The 25,890-nt window shown below is 60.2% G+C and carries 24 protein-coding genes and 1 pseudogene; 12 read left to right on the forward strand and 13 right to left on the reverse strand.

Features of this window, described 5'->3' with window-relative positions; all coding sequences use genetic code 11:
• Window positions 1–163 precede the first annotated feature (163 nt).
• The gene (rep, locus tag PSH59_RS25295) at window positions 164–2,173 is read left to right on the forward strand and encodes a DNA helicase Rep (RefSeq protein ID WP_248081791.1); all 2,010 of its coding nucleotides are present in this window, start codon (window positions 164–166) and stop codon (window positions 2,171–2,173) included.
• 58 nt (window positions 2,174–2,231) lie between these two features.
• Window positions 2,232–2,804, forward strand: coding sequence for a xanthine phosphoribosyltransferase (locus tag PSH59_RS25300; protein WP_003195447.1), 573 nt, complete (start codon window positions 2,232–2,234; stop codon window positions 2,802–2,804).
• Between the two features lie 69 nt (window positions 2,805–2,873).
• Here the strand turns inward: PSH59_RS25300 and PSH59_RS25305 are convergent, their stop codons facing one another.
• The 6 genes from PSH59_RS25305 to dadA all read right to left on the reverse strand — a co-directional run bounded on the left by PSH59_RS25305 (window position 2,874) and on the right by dadA (window position 8,973).
• Window positions 2,874–4,796 carry an acetyl-CoA hydrolase/transferase C-terminal domain-containing protein gene (locus PSH59_RS25305; RefSeq protein ID WP_248081793.1) on the reverse strand — a complete coding sequence of 641 codons (1,923 nt, stop codon included), beginning with the start codon at window positions 4,794–4,796 and terminating at the stop codon, window positions 2,874–2,876.
• A 136-nt stretch (window positions 4,797–4,932) separates the two neighbouring features.
• A complete protein-coding gene (locus tag PSH59_RS25310; RefSeq protein WP_090401453.1) occupies window positions 4,933–5,346 on the reverse strand; it encodes a cytochrome c5 family protein in 414 nt (137 codons plus the stop codon).
• A 182-nt stretch (window positions 5,347–5,528) separates the two neighbouring features.
• Window positions 5,529–6,077 carry a cupin domain-containing protein gene (locus PSH59_RS25315; protein WP_003176893.1) on the reverse strand — a complete coding sequence of 183 codons (549 nt, stop codon included), beginning with the start codon at window positions 6,075–6,077 and terminating at the stop codon, window positions 5,529–5,531.
• A gap of 116 nt (window positions 6,078–6,193) precedes the next feature.
• A complete protein-coding gene (alr, locus tag PSH59_RS25320; protein WP_305393929.1) occupies window positions 6,194–7,267 on the reverse strand; it encodes an alanine racemase in 1,074 nt (357 codons plus the stop codon).
• A gap of 79 nt (window positions 7,268–7,346) precedes the next feature.
• Window positions 7,347–7,700, reverse strand: a complete 354-nt coding sequence (locus PSH59_RS25325; protein ID WP_305393930.1) for a RidA family protein — start codon at window positions 7,698–7,700, stop codon at window positions 7,347–7,349.
• Window positions 7,672–8,973 carry a D-amino acid dehydrogenase gene (dadA, locus tag PSH59_RS25330; protein WP_305393931.1) on the reverse strand — a complete coding sequence of 434 codons (1,302 nt, stop codon included), beginning with the start codon at window positions 8,971–8,973 and terminating at the stop codon, window positions 7,672–7,674. Before dadA ends, PSH59_RS25325 begins: the two co-directional genes overlap by 29 nt.
• 155 nt (window positions 8,974–9,128) lie before the next feature.
• On the opposite strand from dadA, the gene PSH59_RS25335 reads away from it, so the two are divergent.
• Window positions 9,129–9,617, forward strand: coding sequence for an Lrp/AsnC ligand binding domain-containing protein (locus PSH59_RS25335; protein WP_003206849.1), 489 nt, complete (start codon window positions 9,129–9,131; stop codon window positions 9,615–9,617).
• Here the strand turns inward: PSH59_RS25335 and PSH59_RS25340 are convergent.
• Window positions 9,614–9,967 (reverse strand): YkgJ family cysteine cluster protein, encoded by a 354-nt coding sequence (locus PSH59_RS25340; protein WP_248081801.1) that lies wholly within the window; start codon window positions 9,965–9,967, stop codon window positions 9,614–9,616. The two genes, PSH59_RS25335 and PSH59_RS25340, sit on opposite strands and share 4 nt — an antisense overlap.
• A gap of 115 nt (window positions 9,968–10,082) precedes the next feature.
• Between PSH59_RS25340 and PSH59_RS25345 the strand changes: the two genes are divergently transcribed.
• A complete protein-coding gene (locus tag PSH59_RS25345) occupies window positions 10,083–11,375 on the forward strand; it encodes an FAD-binding oxidoreductase (protein WP_305393932.1) in 1,293 nt (430 codons plus the stop codon).
• A 1-nt stretch (window position 11,376) separates the two neighbouring features.
• On the opposite strand, the gene PSH59_RS25350 is transcribed toward PSH59_RS25345, so the two are convergent.
• A complete protein-coding gene (locus tag PSH59_RS25350; protein ID WP_248081805.1) occupies window positions 11,377–11,601 on the reverse strand; it encodes a DUF1127 domain-containing protein in 225 nt (74 codons plus the stop codon).
• A gap of 166 nt (window positions 11,602–11,767) precedes the next feature.
• On the opposite strand from PSH59_RS25350, the gene PSH59_RS25355 reads away from it, so the two are divergent.
• Together PSH59_RS25355 and PSH59_RS25360 are read left to right on the forward strand one after the other, a co-directional pair.
• Entirely contained in the window at window positions 11,768–13,192 is a 1,425-nt protein-coding gene (locus PSH59_RS25355) for a PLP-dependent aminotransferase family protein (RefSeq protein ID WP_305393933.1), read from the forward strand.
• 62 nt (window positions 13,193–13,254) lie between these two features.
• Window positions 13,255–14,820, forward strand: coding sequence for a phospholipase D family protein (locus tag PSH59_RS25360; RefSeq protein WP_248081809.1), 1,566 nt, complete (start codon window positions 13,255–13,257; stop codon window positions 14,818–14,820).
• On the opposite strand, the gene PSH59_RS25365 is transcribed toward PSH59_RS25360, so the two are convergent.
• Together PSH59_RS25365 and PSH59_RS25370 are read right to left on the reverse strand one after the other, a co-directional pair.
• Window positions 14,817–15,959 (reverse strand): MFS transporter, encoded by a 1,143-nt coding sequence (locus PSH59_RS25365; protein ID WP_248081811.1) that lies wholly within the window; start codon window positions 15,957–15,959, stop codon window positions 14,817–14,819. The genes PSH59_RS25360 and PSH59_RS25365 overlap by 4 nt on opposite strands.
• A 146-nt stretch (window positions 15,960–16,105) precedes the next feature.
• Window positions 16,106–17,599: an aldehyde dehydrogenase gene (locus PSH59_RS25370; protein WP_305393934.1), complete on the reverse strand. Its 1,494-nt coding sequence runs from the start codon at window positions 17,597–17,599 to the stop codon at window positions 16,106–16,108.
• Window positions 17,600–17,828: 229 nt separating this feature from the next.
• On the opposite strand from PSH59_RS25370, the gene PSH59_RS25375 reads away from it, so the two are divergent.
• A complete protein-coding gene (locus PSH59_RS25375) occupies window positions 17,829–18,191 on the forward strand; it encodes a cupin domain-containing protein (protein WP_248081815.1) in 363 nt (120 codons plus the stop codon).
• 69 nt (window positions 18,192–18,260) lie between these two features.
• Here PSH59_RS25375 and rpmG read toward each other — a convergent pair whose 3' ends face one another.
• Both rpmG and rpmB read right to left on the reverse strand, forming a co-directional pair.
• Entirely contained in the window at window positions 18,261–18,416 is a 156-nt protein-coding gene (rpmG, locus tag PSH59_RS25380; RefSeq protein WP_003176906.1) for a 50S ribosomal protein L33, read from the reverse strand.
• Between the two features lie 11 nt (window positions 18,417–18,427).
• Window positions 18,428–18,661 carry a 50S ribosomal protein L28 gene (gene rpmB, locus PSH59_RS25385; protein ID WP_003176907.1) on the reverse strand — a complete coding sequence of 78 codons (234 nt, stop codon included), beginning with the start codon at window positions 18,659–18,661 and terminating at the stop codon, window positions 18,428–18,430.
• Between the two features lie 458 nt (window positions 18,662–19,119).
• Between rpmB and PSH59_RS25390 the strand changes: the two genes are divergently transcribed.
• The gene (locus PSH59_RS25390) at window positions 19,120–20,712 is read left to right on the forward strand and encodes an ABC transporter substrate-binding protein (RefSeq protein ID WP_305393935.1); all 1,593 of its coding nucleotides are present in this window, start codon (window positions 19,120–19,122) and stop codon (window positions 20,710–20,712) included.
• 28 nt (window positions 20,713–20,740) lie between these two features.
• Here the strand turns inward: PSH59_RS25390 and radC are convergent, their stop codons facing one another.
• Entirely contained in the window at window positions 20,741–21,415 is a 675-nt protein-coding gene (gene radC / locus PSH59_RS25395) for a DNA repair protein RadC (protein ID WP_248081819.1), read from the reverse strand.
• A gap of 152 nt (window positions 21,416–21,567) precedes the next feature.
• Here radC and coaBC point away from each other — a divergent pair, with 152 nt between their 5' ends.
• From coaBC to argB, 4 genes and pseudogenes are all read left to right on the forward strand, one after another.
• On the forward strand, window positions 21,568–22,776 hold the full coding sequence (gene coaBC / locus PSH59_RS25400) for a bifunctional phosphopantothenoylcysteine decarboxylase/phosphopantothenate--cysteine ligase CoaBC (protein ID WP_305393936.1): 1,209 nt from the start codon (window positions 21,568–21,570) through the stop codon (window positions 22,774–22,776).
• Between the two features lie 5 nt (window positions 22,777–22,781).
• The gene (gene dut / locus PSH59_RS25405; RefSeq protein WP_003176911.1) at window positions 22,782–23,237 is read left to right on the forward strand and encodes a dUTP diphosphatase; all 456 of its coding nucleotides are present in this window, start codon (window positions 22,782–22,784) and stop codon (window positions 23,235–23,237) included.
• A 240-nt stretch (window positions 23,238–23,477) separates the two neighbouring features.
• Window positions 23,478–24,902 (forward strand): annotated as a pseudogene (locus PSH59_RS25410) (phosphomannomutase/phosphoglucomutase); the annotation flags it as partial.
• Between the two features lie 21 nt (window positions 24,903–24,923).
• On the forward strand, window positions 24,924–25,829 hold the full coding sequence (gene argB, locus PSH59_RS25415) for an acetylglutamate kinase (RefSeq protein ID WP_248081823.1): 906 nt from the start codon (window positions 24,924–24,926) through the stop codon (window positions 25,827–25,829).
• Window positions 25,830–25,890: the final 61 nt, after the last annotated feature.

Consider the following 25,890-nt stretch of genomic DNA (forward strand, 5'->3'; position numbering starts at 1 on the left):
TCATTTGTCTCAGGTTAACCAAAAGCCTCGACATCCTGCGGCAAAGTATCAAAAGCGGCAAATTTAGATCGAGTGGTACGTCACACCGTCGATCCAGAGCAGCAGAATCTTGCCAGCCTGTTAAAATGCCCGCCCTTTTGAACAACGACTCCCTGAACTCTGTATGTCCCGACTCAATCCCCGGCAGCAAGAAGCCGTGAACTACGTCGGCGGCCCTCTATTGGTGCTCGCCGGCGCAGGCTCCGGCAAGACCAGCGTGATCACGCGCAAGATCGCGCACCTGATCCAGAACTGTGGCATCCGCGCTCAGTACATCGTCGCCATGACCTTTACCAACAAGGCGGCGCGCGAGATGAAAGAGCGTGTCGGCACCCTGCTCAAGGGTGGCGAGGGCCGTGGTCTCACGGTGTGCACCTTCCACAACCTCGGGCTGAACATCATCCGCAAGGAGCATGCGCGACTGGGCTACAAGCCGGGCTTCTCGATCTTCGACGAGGCCGACGTCAAAGCCCTGATGACCGACATCATGCAGAAGGAATACGCAGGCGACGACGGCGTCGACGAGATCAAGAATATGATCGGCGCCTGGAAGAACGACCTGGTGCTGCCCGCTCAAGCCCTGGAAGCTGCGCGCAACCCCAAGGAGCAGACCGCCGCCATCGTCTATACCCACTACCAGCGCACGCTCAAGGCGTTCAACGCGGTGGATTTCGATGATCTGATCCTGCAGCCGGTCAAGCTGTTCCAGGAACACGCCGACATCCTCGAAAAATGGCAGAACAAGGTGCGTTACCTGCTGGTGGACGAGTACCAGGACACCAACGCCAGCCAGTATTTGCTGGTGAAGCTGCTGATTGGCACGCGCAACCAGTTCACCGTGGTGGGCGACGATGACCAATCGATCTACGCCTGGCGCGGCGCTCGTCCGGAAAACCTGATGCTGCTCAAGGTCGACTACCCGTCCTTGAAAGTGGTGATGCTGGAGCAGAACTACCGCTCCACCAGCCGCATCCTGCGCTGCGCCAACGTGCTGATCTCCAACAACCCCCACGAGTTTGAAAAACAGCTGTGGAGCGAGATGGGCCATGGCGATGAGATCCGCGTGATCCGCTGCCGCAACGAAGACGCCGAAGCCGAGCGCGTGGCCGTGGAAATTCTCAGCCTGCACCTGCGCACCGACCGCCCCTACAGCGACTTCGCGATCCTGTATCGCGGTAACTACCAGGCCAAGCTGATCGAGTTGAAACTGCAGCACCACCAGGTGCCGTATCGCCTGTCAGGCGGCAACAGCTTTTTCGGACGCCAGGAAGTAAAAGACCTGATGGCCTACTTCCGCTTGATCGTGAACCCCGATGACGACAACGCCTTCCTGCGCGTGATCAACGTGCCACGCCGGGAAATCGGTTCGACGACCCTGGAAAAACTCGGTAACTACGCCACCGAACGCAAGATCTCGATGTACGCCGCCACCGACGAAATCGGCCTGGGTGAACACCTGGACACGCGCTTCACCGATCGCCTGTCGCGCTTCAAGCGCTTCATGGACAAGGTGCGCGAACAATGCGCCGGCGAAGACCCGATCAGTGCGCTGCGCAGCATGGTCATGGACATCGACTATGAAAACTGGCTGCGCACCAACAGTTCCAGCGACAAGGCCGCGGATTACCGCATGGGCAACGTCTGGTTCCTGATCGAAGCCCTGAAGAACACCCTGGAAAAAGACGAAGACGGCGAAATGACCGTCGAAGACGCCATCGGCAAGCTGGTGCTGCGCGACATGCTCGAGCGCCAGCAGGAAGAAGAGGACGGCGCCGAAGGTGTACAGATGATGACCTTGCATGCCTCCAAGGGCCTGGAGTTTCCGTACGTGTTCATCATGGGCATGGAAGAGGAAATTCTCCCACATCGCTCCAGCATCGAAGCCGACACCATCGAAGAAGAACGGCGCCTGGCCTACGTGGGCATTACCCGCGCACGTCAGACCCTGGCCTTCACCTTTGCCGCCAAGCGCAAGCAATACGGCGAGATCATCGATTGTGCCCCCAGCCGGTTCCTCGATGAACTGCCGCCGGATGACTTGGCCTGGGAAGGCAATGACGACACACCGACCGAGGTAAAGGCCGTTCGCGGCAATACCGCGCTGGCGGACATACGCGCGATGTTAAAGCGCTAGAATCGACTACTTTTTAATCTACTTTCGGCGCACATCGCGCCATTAGAGGAAGCGTTCCGTGGAAGCACTGCACAAGAAAATTCGCGAAGAAGGCATCGTGCTTTCCGATCAGGTACTCAAGGTCGACGCCTTTCTGAACCACCAGATCGACCCGGCACTGATGAAACTGATCGGCGACGAATTCGCCGCGCTGTTCAAGGACTCGGGTATCACCAAGATCGTCACCATCGAGGCCTCAGGCATTGCACCGGCGATCATGACCGGCCTGAATCTCGGTGTGCCGGTGATCTTCGCGCGCAAGCAACAGTCCCTGACCCTGACCGAAAACCTGCTGTCGGCAACGGTGTATTCCTTCACCAAAAAAACCGAGAGCACCGTGGCCATCTCGCCGCGCCACCTCACCAGCAGCGACCGCGTGCTGGTGATCGATGACTTCCTGGCCAATGGCAAGGCGTCCCAGGCGCTGATCTCGATCATCAAACAGGCCGGCGCTACCGTAGCCGGCTTGGGCATCGTGATCGAGAAGTCGTTCCAGGGCGGCCGTGCGGAGCTGGATGCCCAGGGTTATCGGGTTGAGTCGCTGGCGCGGGTGAAGTCGCTGGCGGGCGGGGTCGTCACCTTCATCGAATAATCGCGGCCTGACTGCGGTAAAAAATGTGAGAGCGGGCCTGCCCGCTCTCACATCGATCTGTGATGGCTGTCAGTGGGCAGTCGCCTGCAAACCAGCGAGCAGCAGACGTTGATACAGGTCTTCCTTAAGTCCCTGCGGCTTATCCAAGCGCATCCGCTCCAAATGCGTCGCAAATGCCTCCGGCTCCGGTGCATCCAGCGCCGCCTTGCCCAACTCCAGAACCTCCGTCAGCTTGAATTTGCTCTTGAGCCAGTTCAACGCGCGTAACAAGTCACGCTCTTCATCGGTGAAGTCGCTGCCCAGAGGATATTCCGGAAACAGCCGTTTATGCCGCGCCTGAATGCCCTGGAGCCGCTCCGGCGTGTTGTCGGCGAATCGCGGATCCAGCTGGAAGTTTTTGGGTAACTTGCCGGCCTTTTGCGCCTGTTCGATCAAATCGGCCTGGAAGCGCGAGTCGGTGATATTGAGCAGCGCCTCAATCACCTTCGCATCCGTCTGCCCGCGCAAGTCGGCGATTCCATACTCGGTGATGACGATATCGCGCAAGTGTCGGGGAATGGTGCAGTGGCCGTAGTCCCAGACAATATTGGAACTGACCTCCCCAGCCGACTCGCGCCAACTGCGCAAAATCAGGATGGAACGCGCGCCTTGCAGCGCATGGCCTTGGGCAACGAAGTTGTATTGACCGCCCACGCCACTGAGTACACGGCCGTCTTCCAATTGATCCGCCACGCCCGCGCCGAGCAACGTCACCATGATCGCGCTGTTGATAAACCGCGCATCCTGGCGCTGCAAACGCTTGAGTTCTTCCTGCCCGTACAGTTCGTTGATGTAGCTGATGCGGGTCATGTTGAATTGCAGGCGTTTGGCATGGCTAATTTCCTGCAAGCGCTGGTAAAAACTACGTGGCCCCAGAAAGAAGCCACCATGGATCGATACGCCATCGGGCTGGGCCGCATCGTCCAGCAAACCGGCGTTGGCCTGTTCCTGCGTCGCCACATCGGGGTACACCTTGCGCCGTATAATCCCGGCATCCGCCAGTACCAGCAGGCCGTTGACGAACATTTCGCTGCAGCCGTACAAGCCACGAGCAAAAGGGTCAACGCCGCCTTCACGGCTGATCAGGGGCGCCCATTGATAGACGTCCAGGTCCGTGAGCAACAGTCGATAGGCTTCGTTATCGGCCTGGCGCGCCAGCAAGGCGGCAGTCAGCGCATCGCCCATCGAGCCAATGCCGATCTGCAGGGTGCCACCGTCACGCACCAGGGTGCTGGCATGCAGGCCAATAAAATGATCCTGGAACCCTACCGGCATATTCGGCGTGGAGAACAGCGTGGTGCTGTCCTTTGCGTCGATCAGGTAGTCGAACGCGTCCATGCCCAGCTCGGAATCTCCCGGCATGTAGGGTAAATCGGTATGAACCTGACCCACGATCAAGATGGTTTCACCGGCGTCACGGCGCTTGGCGATCATTGGCAATAGGTCGAGGGTGATATCGGGGTTGCAGCTCAGGCTCAGGCGGTCCGGGTGTTCCGCGCTGCTCGCGACCAGTTGCGCCACCAGGTTCAGGCCGGCGCCGTTGATATCACGGGCGGCGTGGCTATAGTTGCTGCTCACGTAGTCCTGCTGGGCCGATTCGCTGTGCAACAGGCTGCCGGGCTGCATGAAAAACTGCTGCACATGGATGTTTTTCGGAAGACTGTCTTTATGCAGGTCGGCAAGGAAATCCAACTCGGGATAGTCACCGAATACCCGCTCGATGAAGGGTTCGAGAAAGCGCTTCTGCAACCCGTCACCCAAGGTCGGCCGGCCAAGGCTCAGGGCGGTGTAAATCGTAAGCGCGCGCTCCGGCAGTTGGGCGATTCGCCGGTACAGCGCGTTGACGAACAGGTTGGGCTTACCCAGCCCCAGCGGCATGCCCATGTGGATATGCGCCGGCAAGCGCGCCAGTACGTCGTCAACTGCTTGCTCGATTGAACACAACTGCACCATCCGACCCTCCTGAACATTCCATGATTAGGGGTTGGACCGAGCTTGCCGGGTCTTTGCTGCAATGAACAGTACGAAACACAAATTGCAGACACAAAAAAGCCGCTCGTAAGCGGCATTTTTGACGAAGATCGATCGATTAAAGGCCAGACATCTTCTTGATAGCGCCTTTAAGCTCATCATCCGAGCAATCCGCACAGGTGCCCTTTGGCGGCATTGCGTTGATACCGGTAATGGCTTTGGCCAGGATGCCATCGAGGCCGCCCTGGTGATCGGCGCGTTCTTTCCAGGCGGCGGTATCACCGATTTTCGGCGCGTTCAGCAGACCCGTACCATGGCACGCGTTGCAGTGTTTGGCGATGACCTCATCCGGCGTTTTTGCTCCGCCGCCACCGCCCGCTGCAACGGCGACCTCCATGCCCTTGCACTCCTGGCCCTGAACGCAAACCTGGCCGACAGGCTCCAGGCGCTTGGCAATGTCATCATTGGTCGCAGCTTGAGCGCTGACAGCCCAAAGGGCCAGTACGGTTGCTGGTGCAGCCAGCATTTTCATAATTAGGTTCACGCGTTCACCCTCAATGGTGGCTATTCACGCCTGCGGCCACGGTTTCGCAGGCGGCGAAAGTATAACGGTTAGCCCGCCTGGCCGAAACAACCCTATTAAATAAAGGGAGATTCGGCCTCACGGAATACAGCTGCGGGAGCCTCTGCAACGCTGGCAGGACGCCTCTATTGTTAAAAGTTCGCGGGTGTGGCTGCGCTGATTAGTCGCGCAGGCACATCGAACGGATTGCGAAAACGATGGGGCTTGGTACTTTCAAAGTAGTAGCTATCGCCGGCTTCGAGCACAAAAGTTTCAAGACCGACCACCAACTCCAGACGACCTTCCACCAGAATCCCGGTTTCTTCACCTTCGTGGGTGAGCATTTCTTCGCCGGTGTCGGCGCCCGGTGGGTAGATTTCGTTGAGAAACGCGATGGCGCGACTCGGGTGCGCACGGCCGACCAGCTTCATGGTCACGGCGCCGTCGGAGATGTCGATCAGCTCATTGGCTTTATAGACGATCTGCGTCGGTATTTCCTGGAGGATCTCCTCGGAAAAGAACTCGACCATGGACATGGGGATGCCGCCCAGCACCTTGCGCAAGGAGCTGATCGAGGGGCTGACACTGTTTTTTTCGATCATTGAAATGGTGCTGTTGGTGACACCAGCGCGCTTGGCGAGCTCACGCTGGGAAAGACCCTTCAGCTTACGGATGGATTGCAGTCGTTCGCCGACGTCCAATGCGGGAGCCTCCTAGGATTCAGGCTTTGTTGTAATTGAGCGTTATCATGGCGACAGCGTTCAGTATTTACAACACTTGGACCTAAATCCCGGACCGCTGCGTTCGTACGCGGCGATCAAGCCCCGCAATAGAGCCTTGGCACGCGACGCAGATTGCAGAAGATCTGGTAGGGGATGGTCTCTGCGGCGGCGGCGACTTCACTGGCAAGGATATGTTTGCCCCACAACTCCACCGTAGAACCAAGGCCAGCCTGAGGCACGTCTGTGAGGTCGACACACAGCATGTCCATGGAGACACGCCCCAGCAATTGGCTGCGCTGGCCGGCAACCAGCACCGGAGTCCCGGTCGGCGCATGACGGGGGTAGCCATCGGCATAGCCCATGGCTACCACGCCGATGCGCATCGGTTTGGGTGTCACGAACTTGGCGCCGTAGCCCACCGGCTCGCCGGCGGGCAGTTCGCGCACGCAAATTACTTTCGACTCCAGTGTCATCACCGGCTGCAACCGCGCGGCGATGGCCTGGTCTTCGCCGAACGGCGTGGCGCCGTAGAGCATGATCCCCGGGCGCACCCAGTCGCTGGAAACGTTTGGCCAACCCAGCACCGATGGCGAATTACGCAAGCTGACCTCGGCCACCAGGCCTTGGCGCGCCGCATCAAATACCGCCACTTGTTGATCGCTACTGGGGCAATCGAGTTCGTCAGCGCGGGCAAAATGGCTCATCAGTACGATCTTTGCCACTTTGCCGCAGGCCAGCAGGCGCTGATACGCCTCGTGATAATCCTTGGGGTGCAGGCCGACACGGTGCATGCCCGAGTCCAGCTTGAGCCAGACGGTCAGCGGCTTGCTAAGCGCGGCCTGCTCGATCGCCTCCAGTTGCCACAGCGAATGCACCACGCACCAGAAGTCATGCTCGATGATCAGCGCCAACTCATCCGCTTCGAAAAAGCCTTCCAGCAGCAGCACCGGTGCGCGAATGCCGGCGGCACGCAACTCCAATGCTTCCTCGATGCACGCCACTGCGAACCCGTCGGCCTCGGCTTCCAGGGCCTGGGCCACGCGCACGGCGCCATGGCCGTAGGCATCGGCCTTGATCACGGCAAGGGCCTTGGCCCCGGTGACTTCACGGGCCAATTGGTAGTTGTGGCGCAGGGCTTGAAGGTCGATCAGGGCACGGGCTGGGCGCATGGCGGCAGGCTTCTAGGCAGCAGAGTGAAGAAAAAACCGGCGCCGACAGACAACGTCGGCACCGGGAGAGGGATCGCGTTTAAGGCAGCGCCGCCACGACGGACAGCTCTACCAGGATGTCCGGTTCGCACAATTTGGCTTCAACCGTGGCACGTGCCGGGGCGACGCCTTTCGGCAGCCATGTGTCCCACACCGCATTCATGCCGGCGAAATCGGCGTCGATGTCTTTCAGGTAGATCGTTACCGACAGCAACTTGGTCTTGTCCGTACCGGCCAAATCCAGCAAACGCTCGATGTTGGCCAGGGTCTCACGGGTTTGCTGTTCAATCCCGGCGCTCATGTCGTCGCCGACCTGCCCTGCCAGATACACGGTACCGCTGTGGACAACGATCTGGCTCATGCGCTCATTGGTGAGCTGGCGCTGGATTGACATGTTTTGCGGACTCCTGGTGGTTGCCGTAACGGGAAATATCGAGGCCCGCGGCGCTGATCTGCGGGGTTTTCCTGGCCATCAGGTCGGCCAGCAAGCGACCGGAACCGCACGCCATGGTCCAACCGAGGGTGCCGTGGCCGGTGTTCAGGAACAGGTTCTTGAACGGCGTGGCGCCGACAATCGGTGTGCCGTCGGGTGTGGTCGGGCGCAGGCCGGTCCAGAACTCCGCGGTGGTCAGATCGCCGCCCTGAGGATAAAGGTCGTTGACGATCATCTCCAGGGTTTCACGCCGACGTGGGTTCAGCGACAGGTCAAAACCGGCTATTTCAGCCATGCCACCCACGCGAATGCGGTTATCGAAACGGGTAATCGCGACCTTGTAGGTCTCGTCGAGGATGGTCGAGGTCGGCGCCATCGCCGGGTTGGTGATCGGCACGGTCAGCGAGTAACCCTTGAGCGGGTACACCGGCGCTTTGATCCCCAGCGGCTTGAGCAACTTCGGCGAATAACTGCCGAGCGCCAGCACGTAGCGGTCAGCGGTTTCGAGCTTGCCGTCGATCCACACGCCGTTGATGCGATCACCGGCCTGGTCAAGGCGCTGGATATCCTGTTCGAAGCGGAACTCCACACCGAGCTGTTTGCACATTTCGGCCAGGCGCGTGGTGAACATCTGGCAGTCGCCGGTCTGGTCGTTCGGCAGGCGCAAGGCTCCCGCGAGGATGTCGGTGACGCTGGCCAGGGCCGGTTCAACGCGGGCAATACCGGCGCGGTCAAGCAGCTCGAAGGGCACGCCGGACTCTTTCAACACCGCGATGTCTTTGGCCGCACCGTCCAACTGGGCCTGGGTGCGGAACAGCTGGGTAGTCCCCAAGCTGCGCCCTTCGTAGGCAATACCGGTCTCGGCGCGCAGTTCGTCGAGGCAGTCGCGGCTGTACTCGGACAGACGCACCATGCGCTCCTTGTTCACCGCATAGCGGCTGGCGGTGCAGTTGCGCAGCATCTGCGCCATCCACAGGTATTGGTCGATATCGGCAGTGGCCTTGATCGCCAGCGGCGCATGGCGTTGCAGCAGCCACTTGATGGCTTTGAGCGGAACACCCGGTGCAGCCCAGGGCGAGGCATAGCCTGGGGACACTTGGCCGGCGTTGGCGAAGCTGGTCTCCATGGCGGCGGCGGGTTGACGGTCGACCACGACCACCTCGAAACCGGCACGAGCCAAATAGTAGGCACTGGTCACACCAATGACGCCGCTACCCAAGACCAGAACGCGCATTTTTATATCCTCATCACGGCGGGGCCGCTGACGTGTGTTGTTCGAGCAATGATGAGCGCAGTATAAAAAGCAATCACCAGTGCATTTCACTATATAAATGCCTATATTTGGCGACAATTCTCGGCAAAAACCCTTTTGACAGAGGCGTATCCCCTATGCGTACCAACACCCAGACCAAGCGGGAGCTGGACAAGATCGACCGTAACATCCTGCGCATCCTGCAAGCCGACGGGCGCATCTCGTTCACGGAGCTGGGGGAAAAAGTCGGTTTGTCGACCACGCCATGCACAGAACGGGTCCGTAGGCTGGAGCGCGAAGGGATCATCATGGGCTACAACGCGCGGCTAAACCCTCAGCATTTGAAAGGCAGTTTGCTGGTATTTGTCGAGATCAGCCTCGATTACAAGTCCGGCGACACCTTTGAGGAGTTTCGCCGCGCCGTGCTCAAACTGCCCCATGTGCTGGAGTGCCACCTGGTGTCAGGGGACTTCGACTACCTGGTGAAGGCGCGGATTTCCGAGATGGCCTCGTACCGCAAACTGCTGGGCGATATCCTGCTCAAGCTGCCCCACGTGCGCGAATCCAAGAGCTATATCGTGATGGAAGAGGTGAAAGAGAGCCTGAACCTGCCGATTCCGGACTAAACCAATACCTGCCGGGTGCTGGCCATATAGTCGTGGATCTGCTTTTCCACCCGAGGGTGAATCAGCTCCACCGGCCGACGCCCATTGGGGCACGGCAAGGTCTTGGTGGTGCCAAACAGCCGGCAGATCAGCGGGCGCTCGTCATACACCGTGCAGCCTTTGGGCCCCAGGTGGACACAATTAAGCTCGTCCATGGCCGCGTCCTGCTCGGCAGCGGTCTTACGTGGCAGACGCGACATTTCTTCGGGCGACGTCGTCACTGGCCCACAGCAATCGTGGCAACCGGGCACACACTCGAAGGAAGGAATCTGGCGGCGCAATGCGCTGACTTTCTGACTGTTGCAACTCATCTAAGCAGCTACCAAACGGCGAATAGGCGTGGATTCTGACGCAAAACGCCCTGCGCAGACAGCTTCGTCCGACCGCTGTATCCTGCGTCAAATTTTCCAAACAGGGATGCTCCCCATGACCGCCAGCGCCCGGCACACCACTTCCTACTACGCCGCCAGCAGCCAGCCGCAGCCAGATCACCCGGCTTTGACCGGCACCGTGACTGCCGACGTGTGCGTGATCGGCGGGGGCTTCTCCGGGCTCAACACCGCCCTGGAGCTGGCCGAGCGCGGTTTCAACGTGGTGTTGCTGGAAGCCCGCAAAATTGCCTGGGGCGCCAGCGGTCGAAATGGCGGGCAATTGATTCGCGGCGTCGGCCACGGCCTGGACCAATTCGCCAACGTGATCGGCAGCGACGGCGTGCGTCAGATGAAGCTGATGGGCCTGGAAGCAGTGGAAATCGTGCGTGAGCGTGTCGGACGCTTCCAGATCCCTTGCGACCTCACCTGGGGCTACTGCGACCTCGCCAACAAGCCCCGCGACCTGCAAGGCCTGGCCGAAGACGCCGAAGAATTGCGCAGCCTTGGATATCGCCACGAAGTGCGCCTGCTGCAAGCGGACGAGATGAGCAGCGTGATCGGCTCCGAACGCTACGTAGGCGGCATGATCGACATGGGCTCCGGCCACCTGCACCCGCTGAACCTGGCCCTCGGCGAAGCGGCTGCCGCGCAGCAGTTGGGCGTGCAGTTGTTTGAGCAATCCGAGGTCACGCATATCGACTACGGCCCACAGGTCAAGGTGCATACCGCCCAGGGCCAGGTGCACGCCAAGACCCTGGTGCTGGCCTGTAACGCCTACCTCAACGGCCTCAACCCGCACCTGAGCGGCAAAGTACTGCCGGCCGGCAGTTACATCATCGCCACCGAGCCGTTGAGTGAAGCGCAAGCAGTCAGCCTGCTGCCGCAGAACATGGCCGTGTGTGATCAGCGAGTGACCGTGGACTACTTCCGCCTGTCCGCCGACCGCCGTCTGTTGTTTGGCGGTGCCTGCCACTATTCCGGCCGCGACCCTCAGGACATCGGCGCCTATATGCGACCGAAAATGCTCCACGTCTTTGCGCAATTGGCCAACGTGAAAATCGATTATCAGTGGGGCGGCATGATCGGTATCGGCGCCAACCGCCTGCCTCAGATCGGGCGGCTGGCAGATCACCCCAACGTGTACTACGCCCAGGCCTACGCGGGTCATGGCCTCAATGCCACGCACCTGGCAGGCAAGCTGCTGGCCGAAGCCATCAGCGGCCAGCAACAGGGACGTTTCGATCTGTTCGCTCAGGTGCCGCACATCACCTTCCCCGGCGGCAAGCACCTGCGCTCGCCGCTCCTGGCGCTGGGGATGCTCTGGCACCGTCTCAAAGAGCTGGTGTGAATCAGCCGCGCCAGAAGGGTTTCAAGCCTTCCTGGCGCGCCTGTTCGGCGCTCAGCCCGACATCGCGCAATTGCTCGGAGGTCAACGTCAGCAAGGCCCTGCGCGTGTGACGCCGGTGCCAATACAGACTCCAGCGGCTGCCACAAGACGTAAACAGTGCCTGCGTCTGCCCTGCTTCCAGTTCCTGACTGTGTAACGCCAGCCTCACATCGCTCATGCCATTCATTTTGCAGCCCCTCAGTGGCGTGTTGCCTTGAGTGACTAGAATGCGCGAGCGGCCAAAACCATTACAGATTCAACCTATCTTTATTAAATCCATACAGACACTGCCTGTTCACGGTTGAATCCTGTATTTTCTCCGTATCTGTACTGGTCCCTTTGGAGCGCTCCCCATGACCCTCTACGTCAACCTCGCCGAATTATTGGGCACGCGCATCGAACAGGGCTTCTATCGTCCAGGGGATCGACTGCCGTCGGTGCGCGCCTTGAGCGTGGAGCACGGGGTCAGCCTGAGCACCGTGCAGCAGGCCTATCGCTTGCTGGAAGACAATGGCCTGGCAATGCCCAAGCCAAAATCCGGTTATTTCGTGCCGGTTGGCCGCGAACTGCCGGCGCTTCCGGAAGTCGGTCGGCCGGCACAACGTCCGGTCGAAATTTCCCAGTGGGACCAGGTGCTGGAACTGATTCGCGCGGTACCGCGCAAAGACGTCATACAGATGGGTCGTGGCATGCCGGATGTATTGTCGCCCACCCTCAAGCCCCTGCTGCGCAGCCTGGCCCGTGTGAGTCGGCGCCAGGACCTGCCGGGGCTGTATTACGACAACATCCTTGGCTGTATGGAATTGCGCGAGCAGATCGCACGACTGTCACTCGATTCAGGCTGCCAATTGACCGCCGAAGACATCGTGATCACCACGGGTTGCCATGAGGCGCTGTCCGCCAGCATCCGCGCTATCTGCGAGCCTGGCGACATCGTCGCGGTGGACTCGCCCAGCTTCCACGGCGCCATGCAGACCCTCAAGGGCCTGGGCATGAAAGCCCTGGAAATCCCCACCGACCCCATCACCGGCATCAGCCTCGAAGCCCTGGAACTGGCCCTGGAACAGTGGCCGATCAAGGTCATCCAACTGACCCCCAACTGCAACAACCCCCTGGGCTACATCATGCCCGAGGCGCGCAAACGTGCGCTGTTGAACCTGGCCCAGCGCTTTGACGTGGCGATCATCGAAGACGATGTGTATGGCGAATTGGCCTACAGCTACCCGCGCCCCCGCACCATCAAATCCTTCGACGAAGACGGCCGTGTGCTGTTGTGCAGTTCATTCTCCAAGACACTGGCGCCCGGCCTGCGCATTGGTTGGGTTGCACCTGGGCGCTATTTGGAAAGGGTGCTGCACATGAAATACATCAGCACTGGCTCCACCGCCACGCAGCCGCAGATCGCGATTGCCGAATTCCTCAAGGGCGGCCATTTCGAGCCGCATTTGCGACGGATGCGCAGCCAATACCAGCGTAATCGCGACTTGATGCTTGATTGGGTCAGCCGCTACTTCCCGGCCGGCACCCGCGCCAGCCGTCCTCAGGGCAGCTTTATGCTGTGGATCGAACTGCCAGACGGCTTCGACACCCTCAAGCTCAACCGGACATTGATTGAACAGGGCGTACAGGTGGCGGTGGGCAGTATTTTTTCTGCGTCGGGCAAGTACCGCAATTGCCTGCGCATGAACTACAGCGCCAAGCCGACCCCGCAGATTGAAGAGGCTGTGCGCAAGGTCGGGGCGGCCGCGATCAAGATGCTGGCTGAGACGACGGACTGACCTTTCGCGAGAAATCGCCGTCATATGCCGACAACCGCCCTGATCTGGAAGCGACTCCCTTGATGATTCGACGGCTTTTACCGTTTTGCCTGTTGGGAGCCCTGACCCTGGGCGGCTGCACCACCGTGAGCACTGCGCGCATCCCCAGCGACGCGCTGCCGGCGACCCAGTCTTCATTCGGCCGCTCGATCCAGGCCCAGGCCGCGCCTTACCAGGGCCGCTCGGGCTTTCGCCTGCTGCCCAACAGCAGCGAAGCCTTCATGGCTCGCGCCGAGCTGATCCGCAACGCCCAGACCAGCCTCGATCTGCAGTACTACATCGTCCATGACGGCATCAGCACGCGCATGTTGGTGGATGAACTGCTCAAGGCCGCCGACCGTGGCGTACGCGTGCGCATTCTACTGGACGACACCACCAGCGACGGCCTCGACCAGATCATCGCGACCCTTGCCGCGCACCCCAAGATCGAGATTCGCCTGTTCAACCCCCTGCACTTGGGGCGCAGCACCGGTGTTACACGCGCCATGGGCCGCTTGTTCAACCTGTCGCTGCAACATCGGCGCATGCACAACAAGCTGTGGCTGGCGGACAACAGTGTGGCCATCGTCGGCGGGCGTAATCTGGGGGATGAGTATTTCGACGCCGAGCCCAACCTGAACTTCACTGACATCGACATGCTCAGTGTCGGGCCGGTCGCCGAGCAACTCGGGCACAGTTTCGATCAGTACTGGAACAGTGCCCTGAGCAAACCCATTGATGACTTTGTCTCAAGTCGCCCTTCCAAAGGTGACCTGGCCACCGCACGCGCGCGCCTGGAAGCCTCGCTGGCCGAATCGCGCCAGCAAAATCACGCACTGTACAACCGCTTGCGTACCTACCAGACCCAACCGCGCATGGACATCTGGCGACGCGAGTTGATCTGGGCCTGGAACCAGGCGCTGTGGGATGCACCGAGCAAGGTGCTGGCCAAAGCCGACCCCGACCCACGCCTGCTGTTGACCACTCAATTGGCACCGGAACTTGAGGGTGTCGATCATGAGCTGATGATGATTTCGGCCTATTTCGTGCCGGGCCAGCCTGGGTTGGTGTACCTGACGGGACGCGCCGACGCCGGCGTGTCGGTGAGCCTGCTCACCAACTCGCTGGAAGCCACCGACGTGCCGGCCGTGCATGGCGGCTACGCGCCGTACCGCAAAGCGTTGCTGGAGCACGGGGTAAAGCTCTATGAGCTGCGCCGCCAACCGGGCGACGGTGGCGGCAGCGGCCCGCATTTGTTCCGACGCGGCGCGTACCGCGGCTCGGACTCAAGCCTGCACAGCAAGGCGATGATTTTTGATCGGCAGAAATCGTTTATCGGCTCTTTCAACTTCGACCCGCGCTCCGTGCTATGGAACACCGAAGTCGGCGTACTGGTGGACAGTCCTGAGCTGGCGGAACACGTACGCAACCTGGCGCTGCAAGGCATGGCGCCAGCCTTGAGCTACGAGGCGACGCTCCAGGACGGCCAGGTGGTGTGGGTGACCGAAGATAACGGCCAACTGCATACCCTGACCCGCGAGCCCGGCAGCTGGTGGCGCCGGTTCAATGCCTGGTTCGCCACCAGCGTGGGCCTGGAACGCATGCTTTAGGCGGTTGGCGCTGCGCCGAACGCCCCTTGGCGCAGCAGCAACAGCACCAAACCCAATGCGCCGGCCGCCATCAACAACGGCAGCGCATGCCCGCTGATCCACTGGCTGCCGGCGCCGGCCACCAGTGGACCGATCAGGCAACCGATGCCCCACAACTGCGCGACGTGGGCATTGGCACGCACCAACGCATCGTCGCGGTAGCGTTCACCGATCAGGATCAGTGACAACGTGAACAAGCCACCCGCACTCGCGCCAAACAGCACCCATATCGGCCAGATCAACAGCGTGTGCATCAACCATGGAACCGCCAGGCTCGAGGCCAGCAATAACAGCGCACAACTCAGGAACAACGTGCGGCGCGGCAGGTAATCCGCCAGCGCGCCGATCGGAAGTTGCAACAGCGCATCGCCGACCACCACCGTGCTGACCATCGCCAGGGCGATCTCGGCGGTAAAACCCTGCTGCAGGCAATACACCGGCAGCAGCGTCAGGATCATCGCCTCGAACGCGGCGAACAGCGCCACGGCCCAGGCAATCGCGGGCAAGCCCAGGCAAAAGCGCCACAGGTCGGCGAAGGTCACGCCGAACGACTCGGCGCCCGGCGCACCCGAGCGCCCCAGCAAGGCCAACGGGGCCACCACCAACAGGCCGACACCGACCCAGAAACCGTAATCGTGGCCCGTGCCGATCACCCCCAGCAGCAATGGGCCCGAGAGCTGGCTCAAGGCATAACTGCAGCCATACAGCGCCACCAAGCGGCCACGCCACTGCTCCACTACCAGTTGATTGATCCAGCTTTCGCCGAGAATAAATACGATGGTCAGGATCACCCCGATCATCAGGCGCAATACCAGCCATACCGGGTAACTGGGCAGGATAGCCAGCAAGCCGATGGACACGGCGCCGCCCCAAAGGCACAGGCGCATCAGGTTGGCAGTGCCAAGCCAGGCGGCCAGTTGGCTGGCAACCTTGGCGCCGAGCAATACGCCGAACGCCGGCATGGCCGCCATTACACCAATGGCAAAGCTGCCGTAGCCCCAGCTCTCAAGCCGCAGGGACACCAACGGCATGCTCACGCCCAAGGCCAGGCCAACGCTGAGCACTGAACTCAGCACGGCGAAGTAAGTCGCCCAACGCATTGCCATGCTCCTGTGGATAACTTTTGAGATCACACAAAACAATGTGGGAGCGGGGTTGATCGCAACGACGGCGTGTCAGTCACAACTGCGACTGTCATACCGCGTTCGCGAGCAACCGCGCTCCCACAGGTGGACGGCTGTAGTGCTTACAGCTTGATCCAGGTCGACTTCAGCTCGGTGTACTTGTCGAACGCATGCAGTGACTTGTCACGACCATTGCCCGACTGTTTGAAACCACCAAACGGCGCAGTCATGTCACCGCCATCGTACTGGTTCACCCAAACGCTACCGGCACGCAGGGCCTTGGCAGTCATATGCGCCTTGGAGATATCGGCAGTCCACACGGCGGCGGCCAGGCCATAAACGGTATCGTTGGCGATCTTGACCGCTTCTTCGGCGCTGTCGAAGGTGATAACCGACAGAACCGGGCCGAAGATCTCTTCCTGGGCAATTCTCATGGCGTTGGTCACACCGTCGAAAATCGTTGGCTCGACATACGTACCGCCGGTTTCTTCCAGCGTGCGCTTGCCGCCAGCCACCAGCTTGGCGCCATCGGCATGCCCGGCTTCAATGTAAGACAGCACGGTGTTCATCTGCTGGGTGTCCACCAGTGCACCCACGTTGGTCGCGGGATCGAGCGGGTTGCCAGGCTTCCAGCCTTTGAGGGCTTCAATCACCAGCGGCAGGAATTTATCCTTGATGGAGCGCTCTACCAGCAGGCGCGAACCGGCGGTGCAGACTTCGCCCTGGTTGAAGGCGATGGCGCCGGCGGCGGATTCAGCGGCGGCCTGCAGGTCAGGGGCGTCAGCGAATACGATGTTCGGGCTCTTGCCGCCCGCTTCCAGCCACACACGCTTCATGTTCGACTCGCCGGAGCGGATCAACAGTTGCTTGGCAATCTTGGTAGAGCCGGTGAACACCAGCGTATCGACGTCCATGTGCAGCGCCAGGGCGTTGCCGACGGTGTGGCCGTAGCCCGGCAGCACGTTGAACACGCCTTTTGGAATACCCGCTTCAACGGCCAGGGCCGCGATGCGGATGGCGGTCAGCGGCGATTTTTCGGACGGCTTGAGGATCACCGAGTTGCCGGTGGACAGCGCCGGGCCCAGCTTCCAGCAGGCCATCATCAACGGGAAGTTCCACGGCACGATGGCACCTACCACGCCAACCGGCTCGCGGGTTACCAGACCCAACTGATCATGCGGTGTAGCGGCGACTTCATCGTAGATTTTATCGATGGCCTCACCGCTCCAGCTCAGCGCATTCGCCGCGCCGGGGACGTCGATATTCAGGGAGTCACTGATCGGCTTGCCCATATCCAGGGTTTCGAGCAGTGCCAGCTCTTCGGCATTGGCCTTGAGCAGCGCGGCGAAACGGATCATGGTGGCCTTGCGTTTGGCCGGCGCCAGGCGCGACCAGACACCGGAGTTGAACACAGCACGGGCGTTTTCCACGGCGCGCTGGGCGTCGTCGGCGTCACAGCTGGCAACGGTGGCCAGCAAGCGGCCGTCGACCGGGCTGATGCATTCGAAGGTGTCACCGGAAACAGCGGCGGTGTACTCGCCGTTGATGTAGGCGCGGCCTTCGATCTTCAGGTCCTTGGCGCGTTGTTCCCAGTCGGCACGGGTCAGGGTGGTCATGCGAGTGTCCTCCTCTTATTGAATATAAGGGCCAGGCGATGTGCCCCGGCAGCCTCAAAGAATGCTTGCCCGCCCGCCAATTGTTCGGCGCAAGGCAGCTGCCACCCTAAACCAGCGGCTGGGGATGTTTCAATATATTTGACATAACGCCGGTAAACGCCCTTGCGATGTTCATTTTAATAAACATAGACTTTGGGCTCTCCAACCGCAGGCCAGACGGGACACGCACATGAGCATCCAGGACATCGTCGACTTCAGCCAAGCCAACACCGCCCCCGAACGCTATCGCCCCGCCGCAGAAAAAGTCCTCAAGGGCGATCCCGAGCAAACGGTCTACAACCACTACAACAGTCCCTGCGGCCAGATGAACGCCGGAGTCTGGGAAGGTGAAGCAGGCCAATGGACGGTCAACTACACCGAGCACGAATACTGTGAAATTGTGCAGGGCGTCTCGGTACTGCGCGATGCCGACGGCAACGCCAAGACTTTGCGGGCGGGCGACCGCTTCGTGATCCCGGCCGGGTTCACCGGCACCTGGGAAGTGCTGGAAGCCTGCCGCAAGATTTACGTAGTGTTCGAACAGAAAGCCTGATCACCAGACGCCAGGCAAAAAAAACCCGCATCGTGAGATACGGGTTTTTTTCACAAGGAAGAAAATCAATTACTTGATTTTGCCTTCTTTGTAGATCACGTGCTTGCGAACGCGCGGGTCGAACATTTTCTTTTCGAGCTTGTCCGGAGTAGTACGCTTGTTCTTGTCGGTAGTGTAGAAGTGACCAGTACCGGCGCTAGAGATCATTCGAATCAATTCACGCATGATAGAGCTCCTTAGATCTTGCCGGCGGCGCGGATTTCGGCCAGCACGACAGTGATGCCACGCTTGTCGATAATGCGCATGCCTTTGGCAGATACACGCAGGCGAACAAAACGTTTCTCTTCTTCAACCCAGAAGCGGTGATGCTGCAGGTTCGGCAGGAAACGACGACGGGTTTTGTTATTTGCGTGGGAAATGTTATTCCCAGTCACCGGACCCTTACCGGTAACTTGACAGACTCTCGACATGCCTCAGCCCTCTAAAACCACATGCCCAACCCGGCATGGGTTGGCCGCTTAATCTCTCAGTCATTTGGCGCCAGGCGCCGCGTTTCTTTAGGGTCTTACCGGCTACACCTACAAGCGAAGGAACCGGGCCCCTAGAAAAGAGCGCTGCTTTATACCAGAAAGACCTTGGTGCAACAACAGCGAGTGTGTTTTTACCGGAGTAAATCTCGGCCGTTGACGCCTGAACCGTTGCCAGGAGGGGCCGCTACCAGAGCCGACCGCTCGTCGCACAGAATGATTTTCAGCGCCCGCGTGCGCCTCAAAGCGCACGGCGAAACAATCTGAGGCGCCATCAAAACAGCATTTTGACCAAAAGCACAGGCAAAAATGGGCTAGTCATTTATCAATCAGACCACTACGGTAGGACTTTTCCAGACTGCACTCGCAGATGGGCCTCCGATCTGCAAAGGAAACCGACCATGCGCCTCGCTGCCCTACCCCTGTTGCTTGCCCCTCTCTTTATCGCGCCGCTGGCCTCTGCCGCCACCAACTTGAGCGTTTGCACCGAGGCCAGCCCCGAAGGGTTCGATGTGGTGCAGTACAACTCGCTGACCACCACTAACGCGTCGGCCGACGTGCTGATGAACCGCCTCGTCGACTACGACGCGACAAGCGGCAAGCTGGTGCCAAGCCTGGCGGACAGCTGGGAAGTGTCGCCGGACGGCCTGACTTACACCTTCAAGCTGCACCCGGACGTGAAGTTCCATCGCACCGAGTACTTCACACCAAGCCGCAGCCTGACCGCAGAAGACGTGCGGTTCAGCTTCGAACGCATGCTCGACCCGGCCAACCCGTGGCACAAGATTGCCCAGAGCGGCTTCCCCCACGCCCAGTCCCTGCAATTGCCTACGCTGGTCAAAAAGATCGACGCCCTCGATCCGCTGACCGTGCGCTTCACCCTGGATCATGCTGACTCCACCTTCCTGGCAGCGCTGAGCATGGGCTTTGCGTCGATCTACCCGGCCGAATACGCTGACAAACTGCTTAAGGCCGGCACGCCCGAAAAGCTCAACAGCCAGCCGATCGGCACCGGGCCATTTATCTTCAGCCGCTTTCAGAAAGATGCCGTGGTTCGCTTCAAAGCCAACCCGAACTACTTCGCCGGCAAACCGGCTGTGGATAACTTGATCTTCGCCATCACACCGGACGCCAACGTGCGCCTGCAGAAGCTGCACCGCGATGAATGCCAGATCGCGCTGTCGCCCAAGCCGCTGGATGTGGGCGAAGCCGAGAAAGACCCTGCGCTCAAAGTAGAAAAAACCGCCGCGTTCATGACCGCCTTTGTGGCTATCAACAGCCAACACCCTCCGCTGGACAAGCCCGAAGTGCGCCAGGCGATCAACCTTGCCTTCGACAAGGCCAGCTACCTCAAGGCTGTGTTCGAAGGTACTGCCGAAGCCGCTAATGGCCCTTACCCGCCCAACACGTGGAGCTATGCCAAGGATCTGCCGGGTTATCCACAGGACCTCGCCAAGGCCAAGGCACTGCTGGACCGCGCCGGACTCAAGGACGGTTTCAAGACCACGATCTGGACTCGCCCCACCGGCAGCCTGCTGAACCCCAATCCAAACCTGGGCGCGCAACTGCTGCAGGCGGACCTGGCCAAGGTCGGTATCCAGGCCGAGATCCGCGTAATCGAATGGGGCGAGCTGATTCGTCGTGCCAAGGCGGGCGAACACGACCTGCTGTTTATGGGTTGGGCCGGCGATAACGGTGACCCGGATAATTTTCTGACCCCGCAGTTTTCCTGCGCGGCCGTTAAGTCTGGTACCAATTTCGCGCGTTACTGCGACCCTGCGCTCGACAAGCTGATCAGTGCCGGCAAGACCACCAGCGAGCAAGGCGTGCGCAGCAAGCTGTATCAACAGGCCCAGGCGCAGATCCAGCAACAGGCGCTATGGTTGCCACTGGCACATCCGACGGCGTTCGCTCTGGCACGCAAGCATGTCGAGGGATACCAGGTGAGCCCATTCGGCCGCCAGGACTTCTCGAAAGTCAGCATCAAGCCCTGAGCGCCCTCCCCGCCCTCACCGGGCGGGGTCACATCCACCCATATTCGGCCATCGATAACGGATCCCCATCTCCCACGATGATGTGATCGAGCACCCGCACATCCACCACTTCCAGGGCTTTTTGCAGAATCTTGGTCAATTTACGATCAGCCGCACTGGGTTCCACACTCCCGGAAGGGTGGTTATGGCACAGGATCAATGCTGCCGCGTTGTAGGCCAATGCGCGTTTAACCACTTGCCGGGGGTAAACCACCGCAGCATCAATGGTGCCCTGGAAAAGCGCCTCAAAACCCAACACCCGGTGCTTTGAATCGAGAAACAGGCAGCCAAAAATCTCGTGTGGCTCATGCCGCAACAGCGCTTTGAGGTAATCGCGTACGGCCTCCGGGCTTTCCAATACCGATTCACTGCGCAACTGTTCGGCCATGTGTCGCCGGGCCATTTCGAGCACCGCCTGCAACTGAGCAAACTTGGCCGGCCCCAAGCCCAATTGCTGGTTGAACACTGCCTGGCTGGCATCCAGCAGTGGGCGCAAGCCGCCAAATTTCGCCAACAGATGGCGCGCCAGGTCCACTGCGCTTTTCCCGCAGACCCCAGTGCGCAGGAAAATCGCTAACAACTCGGCGTCCGACAAACTCGCGGCGCCCCACTCCAATAGCTTTTCCCGCGGACGCTCTGCCGCTGGCCAATCACGAATGCTCATCCCACCTCCTTGTCCCTGTGCGCCATGTACGCCGCTGTTGCAGCGCGGACGCTGTGTTATCGTAGGCCCTCTTTTTTGCATGCGATTTCACCTGGGGAGGGGAGATCGCAGGCGTCACTGAACTGGCTTCACTGAACTGGAAAGGCAAACCAATGCAGCGTCTGTATCGGAAACGCATCGTTCTCGGCGTCGGCGGCGGCATTGCCGCCTACAAGAGCGCAGAGTTGGTTCGCAGGCTCCTTGACCAAGGTGCCGAAGTGCGCGTGGTCATGACCCGTGGCGGCAGTGAGTTCATCACGCCGCTGACCATGCAGGCCTTGTCCGGCCACCCGGTTCACCTTGACCTGCTGGACCCGGCGGCAGAAGCCGCCATGGGCCATATCGAACTGGCCAAATGGGCCGACCTGGTGCTGATCGCACCGGCCACCGCCGACTTGATCGCGCGCCTGGCCCAAGGCATCGCCGATGACCTGCTGACCACCCTGGTATTGGCTACCGATGCCACCGTCGCCATCGCCCCGGCCATGAACCAGGCCATGTGGCGAGACCCGGCCACCCAGGCCAATACCCAGCTCCTGCAAAGCCGCGGCCTCAAGGTGTTCGGCCCAGCCTCCGGCAGCCAGGCCTGTGGTGACGTCGGCATGGGCCGCATGCTCGAAGCCAACGACCTGGCACTGTGTGCCGCCGAATGCTTCCAGCACCTGGCCCTCACCGGCAAACACGTGCTGATCACCGCCGGCCCCACGCAGGAAAATATCGACCCGGTGCGTTACATCACCAACCATAGCTCAGGAAAAATGGGCTTTGCGCTGGCCGAAGCTGCGGTCGAGGCAGGCGCACGTGTCACGCTGATCACCGGTCCCGTGCACTTGCCGACCCCCGATCGCGTCACGAGAATCGACGTAGTCAGCGCACGGGACATGCTGGCGGCGTGCGAAGCGGCCATTCCCTGCGACGTGTTTATCGCTTCGGCAGCGGTCGCGGATTACCGTCCGGAAGTCGTTGCCCCGCAAAAGCTCAAGAAAGACCCTACAAGCGGCGACGGCCTGCTCCTGCAAATGGTGCGCAACCCGGACATCCTGGCCACTATTGCCACCCGCCCGGACCGCCCGTTCAGTGTTGGCTTCGCCGCCGAGACCGAGCACCTGCTGGATTACGCCGCGCGCAAATTGAAAGACAAAAACCTCGACCTGATCGTTGCCAATGATGTCGCCAACCCCAGCATCGGCTTCAACAGCGAGGAAAACGCCTGCAGCGTGATTGACCGCGATCTGCACGCCACCCTTTTCGCCCAGACCAGCAAGGGCAAGATTGCCCGCCAACTGATCTCTTTTATCGCCCAACGGCTGAACCAGGTTTAATTTCCATGCACGCTTTGCAAGCCAAGATCCTCGACCCCCGCATCGGCACCGAATTCCCACTGCCGGCCTACGCCACCCCAGGCTCTGCCGGTCTGGACCTGCGCGCCATGCTCAAGGAAGACACCGTCCTCGAACCGGGCCAGACCCTTCTGATCCCGACCGGCCTGTCAATCTACGTAGGCGACCCAGGCCTGGCGGCCCTGATCCTGCCGCGCTCCGGCCTGGGCCACAAACACGGCATCGTGCTGGGCAACCTCGTGGGACTGATTGACTCCGACTACCAGGGCGAACTGATGGTGTCGTGCTGGAACCGTGGCCAGACCGCTTTCAACATTGCTGTCGGCGAGCGTATTGCGCAACTGGTGCTGGTACCGGTCGTGCAGGCACACTTCGAACTGGTGCAGGAATTTGACGAAACCCAACGCGGCGCAGGCGGGTTTGGGCATTCCGGCAGTCACTGACCAAGATGAATCCGACCGGTCCCTTTTCGTCCGGCCGGACGCCACCGCAGGGCTTTCAGAATGAACAATGCACAGACCTTGCAGGCGATATTTACCCTTTTAAATCAATGCACTACGCAAATAAAAACGCGGAGCAAAAGCTCCGATGGCACTTTTACACCACGAACTCTCTGCCGAAAACACCGTCATACCCTTCAGTTTGAGCCTGCCGGTCAGCCACATTAAGACCAGCCTTGCCCCCTTCAGATGGAGTTTGCCCCCGCGATGAGTACCGCAGCCCACCAAGTAGTCCCGACCTTCCCCGACAGTATCTTTCGCGCCTATGACATCCGTGGCGTGGTGCCCAAGACCCTGACCACCGAAACCGCTTACTGGATTGGTCGCGCCATCGGCGCCCAAAGCCTGGCCCAGCATGAGCCCAACGTTTCGGTGGGCCGTGACGGCCGCCTGTCCGGCCCGGAATTGGTTGAACAACTGATCCAGGGCCTGGCAGACAGTGGTTGCCATGTCAGCGATGTGGGCCTGGTGCCAACGCCTGCGCTGTACTACGCAGCCAATGTCCTGGCCGGCAAAACCGGGGTCATGCTCACCGGCAGCCATAACCCACGGGACTACAACGGTTTCAAGATCGTCATCGCTGGCGACACTCTGGCCAACGAACAGATCCAGGCCCTGCACGAGCGCCTCAAGAACAATGACCTGACCAGCGGCGAGGGCAGCGTCACAAAAGTCGACATTCTTCAGCGCTACGCTGATGAAATCACGGGCGACGTGAAGCTCGCGCGCCGCCTGAAAGTGGTGGTGGACTGCGGCAACGGGGCGGCTGGGGTGATTGCTCCACAACTGCTCGAAGCCCTGAACTGCGAAGTGATCCCGCTGTTTTGCGAGGTGGATGGCAACTTCCCCAACCACCACCCGGACCCGGGCAAACCTGAAAACCTGGTAGACCTGATCGCCAAGGTCAAGGAAACCGGCGCCGACGTAGGCCTGGCTTTCGACGGCGACGGTGACCGCGTGGGCGTGGTGACAAACACCGGCGAAAACGTATTCGCAGACCGCCTCTTGATGCTGTTCGCCCGTGATGTGGTGGCTCGCAACCCAGGTGCCGAAATCATTTTCGACGTGAAATGCACCCGCCGCCTGACCCCGTTGATCAAGGAGTATGGCGGTCGCCCGCTAATGTGGAAGACCGGTCACTCGTTGATCAAAAAGAAAATGAAGGAAACCGGCGCCCTGTTGGCCGGCGAAATGAGCGGCCACGTGTTCTTCAAGGAACGCTGGTTCGGTTTTGACGACGGTATTTACAGCGCCGCTCGCCTGCTGGAGATCCTCAGCAAGGAAAAATCCACGGCGCAGGAGCTGTTTCAGACCTTCCCCAACGATATTTCTACGCCAGAGATCAATATCCATGTGACCGAGGAGAGCAAATTCAGCATCATTGACGCACTGCACGATGCGCAATGGGGCGAAGGTGCCCACCTGACCACCATTGATGGTGTGCGAGTCGATTACGCCAAAGGCTGGGGCCTGGTCCGCGCCTCCAACACCACGCCGGTGCTGGTGCTGCGTTTCGAGGCGGATACCGAGGCTGAGTTGCAGCGCATCAAGGACGTGTTCCACGCCCAGTTGAAACGTGTTGCCCCCGATCTCCAACTACCGTTCTGATTTTTTACACCGGAGCCCTGAATGACCCTCGAACGCGAAGCCGCTGCCAACACCGCCAAGGTCCTGTCCGAAGCGTTGCCTTACATTCGACGCTACGTCGGCAAGACGCTGGTGATCAAATACGGCGGCAATGCCATGGAGAGCGAGGAGCTGAAAACCGGCTTTGCCCGCGACATCGTGTTGATGAAAGCCGTAGGGATCAACCCGGTGGTCGTGCATGGTGGAGGCCCGCAAATCGGCGACCTGCTCAAGCGCTTGTCGATCGAGAGTCACTTCATCGATGGCATGCGCGTCACTGACGCCCAAACCATGGACGTGGTGGAGATGGTCCTCGGCGGCCAGGTGAACAAAGACATCGTCAACCTGATCAACCGCCACGGCGGCAGCGCCATCGGCCTGACCGGCAAGGACGCGGAGCTGATCCGCGCGAAAAAACTGACCGTAACCCGTCAGACCCCGGAAATGACCCAGCCGGAAATCATCGACATCGGCCAAGTGGGCGAAGTGATCGGCATCAACACCGACTTGCTGAACCTGCTGGTCAAGGGTGACTTCATCCCGGTCATCGCACCAATCGGCGTGGGTGCCAATGGCGAGTCCTATAACATCAACGCCGACCTGGTGGCAGGTAAGGTTGCCGAGGCACTGAAGGCTGAAAAGCTGATGCTGCTGACCAACATTGCCGGCCTGATGGACAAGCAAGGCAAGGTGCTGACCGGCTTGACCACGCAACAGGTGGACGAACTGATCGCCGACGGCACCATCTATGGCGGCATGCTGCCGAAAATCCGCTGCGCACTGGAAGCGGTGCAGGGCGGCGTTGGCAGCTCTCTGATCCTGGATGGCCGTGTACCGAATGCGATCCTGCTGGAAATCTTCACCGATACCGGTGTTGGCACGCTGATTAGTAACCGCAAGCGTCCGTAACCGCTAAAAAACAAAAAGCCCCCATTCAATTCAATTGAATGGGGGCTTTTTTGCTCCCGCT

This window comes from Pseudomonas sp. FP2309 (assembly GCF_030687575.1).
GTDB lineage: Bacteria > Pseudomonadota > Gammaproteobacteria > Pseudomonadales > Pseudomonadaceae > Aquipseudomonas.

Coding starts and splice junctions, on each gene's coding strand:
- rep (WP_248081791.1), top strand. CDS start 164: ATGTCCCGACTCAATCCCCGGCAGCAAGAAGCCGTGAACTACGTCGGC.
- PSH59_RS25305 (WP_248081793.1), bottom strand. CDS start 4,796: ATGGTGCAGTTGTGTTCAATCGAGCAAGCAGTTGACGACGTACTGGCG.
- PSH59_RS25310 (WP_090401453.1), bottom strand. CDS start 5,346: ATGAAAATGCTGGCTGCACCAGCAACCGTACTGGCCCTTTGGGCTGTC.
- alr (WP_305393929.1), bottom strand. CDS start 7,267: ATGCGCCCAGCCCGTGCCCTGATCGACCTTCAAGCCCTGCGCCACAAC.
- PSH59_RS25325 (WP_305393930.1), bottom strand. CDS start 7,700: ATGTCAATCCAGCGCCAGCTCACCAATGAGCGCATGAGCCAGATCGTT.
- dadA (WP_305393931.1), bottom strand. CDS start 8,973: ATGCGCGTTCTGGTCTTGGGTAGCGGCGTCATTGGTGTGACCAGTGCC.
- PSH59_RS25335 (WP_003206849.1), top strand. CDS start 9,129: ATGCGTACCAACACCCAGACCAAGCGGGAGCTGGACAAGATCGACCGT.
- PSH59_RS25340 (WP_248081801.1), bottom strand. CDS start 9,967: ATGAGTTGCAACAGTCAGAAAGTCAGCGCATTGCGCCGCCAGATTCCT.
- PSH59_RS25345 (WP_305393932.1), top strand. CDS start 10,083: ATGACCGCCAGCGCCCGGCACACCACTTCCTACTACGCCGCCAGCAGC.
- PSH59_RS25350 (WP_248081805.1), bottom strand. CDS start 11,601: ATGAATGGCATGAGCGATGTGAGGCTGGCGTTACACAGTCAGGAACTG.
- PSH59_RS25355 (WP_305393933.1), top strand. CDS start 11,768: ATGACCCTCTACGTCAACCTCGCCGAATTATTGGGCACGCGCATCGAA.
- PSH59_RS25360 (WP_248081809.1), top strand. CDS start 13,255: ATGATTCGACGGCTTTTACCGTTTTGCCTGTTGGGAGCCCTGACCCTG.
- PSH59_RS25365 (WP_248081811.1), bottom strand. CDS start 15,959: ATGCGTTGGGCGACTTACTTCGCCGTGCTGAGTTCAGTGCTCAGCGTT.
- PSH59_RS25370 (WP_305393934.1), bottom strand. CDS start 17,599: ATGACCACCCTGACCCGTGCCGACTGGGAACAACGCGCCAAGGACCTG.
- PSH59_RS25375 (WP_248081815.1), top strand. CDS start 17,829: ATGAGCATCCAGGACATCGTCGACTTCAGCCAAGCCAACACCGCCCCC.
- rpmG (WP_003176906.1), bottom strand. CDS start 18,416: ATGCGTGAATTGATTCGAATGATCTCTAGCGCCGGTACTGGTCACTTC.
- rpmB (WP_003176907.1), bottom strand. CDS start 18,661: ATGTCGAGAGTCTGTCAAGTTACCGGTAAGGGTCCGGTGACTGGGAAT.
- PSH59_RS25390 (WP_305393935.1), top strand. CDS start 19,120: ATGCGCCTCGCTGCCCTACCCCTGTTGCTTGCCCCTCTCTTTATCGCG.
- radC (WP_248081819.1), bottom strand. CDS start 21,415: ATGAGCATTCGTGATTGGCCAGCGGCAGAGCGTCCGCGGGAAAAGCTA.
- coaBC (WP_305393936.1), top strand. CDS start 21,568: ATGCAGCGTCTGTATCGGAAACGCATCGTTCTCGGCGTCGGCGGCGGC.
- dut (WP_003176911.1), top strand. CDS start 22,782: ATGCACGCTTTGCAAGCCAAGATCCTCGACCCCCGCATCGGCACCGAA.
- argB (WP_248081823.1), top strand. CDS start 24,924: ATGACCCTCGAACGCGAAGCCGCTGCCAACACCGCCAAGGTCCTGTCC.